The following is a 499-nucleotide window of genomic DNA, read 5'->3' on the forward strand; positions in this document are numbered from 1 at the left end:
CGCAACTAACGGTTTCTACTTTCGCCAAAAGAATACTCAATGCACTTGATTTAAGTGTGTTTTGAGAACTCAATTATTTCGCAATAATCTTTCGATTATTACTATCAGCTTTCCAAATTTTTAAAGAGCGACCTCCACGGATGGTGGAAGTGTCGACAATCGTATGGAACGATTTCGACCGGGCTTAAAAAAGCCAAAGATAAATTCTGCATTTATCTTTGGCATCTCTAACCATGTGCATGCTTCTCACTGAAGAGAAATGGTGGAGCTATGCGGGATCGAACCGCAGACCTCCTGCGTGCAAGGCAGGCGCTCTCCCAGCTGAGCTATAGCCCCATTACATGCAGTGAGAATACCGAACACCAATCATTGATTGGTTTACCAAATCGACTTTAGACAAGGCGTAAGTTGAGGACGTTTAGCACGCTAAACGACGAGACTTACAACGCCGTATAAAGGAAGATTTGGTGGGTCAGAGTGGACTTGAACCACCGACCTC

The 499-nt window shown here is 44.3% G+C and carries 1 tRNA gene; it reads right to left on the reverse strand.

The features are described from left to right. Nucleotides 1-260: 260 nt before the first annotated feature. A tRNA-Ala gene (locus LZP69_RS15915) sits at nt 261-336 on the reverse strand. Nucleotides 337-499 lie beyond the last annotated feature (163 nt).

The sequence above is a fragment of the Shewanella sp. AS1 genome (assembly GCF_021412565.1).
GTDB lineage: Bacteria > Pseudomonadota > Gammaproteobacteria > Enterobacterales > Shewanellaceae > Shewanella.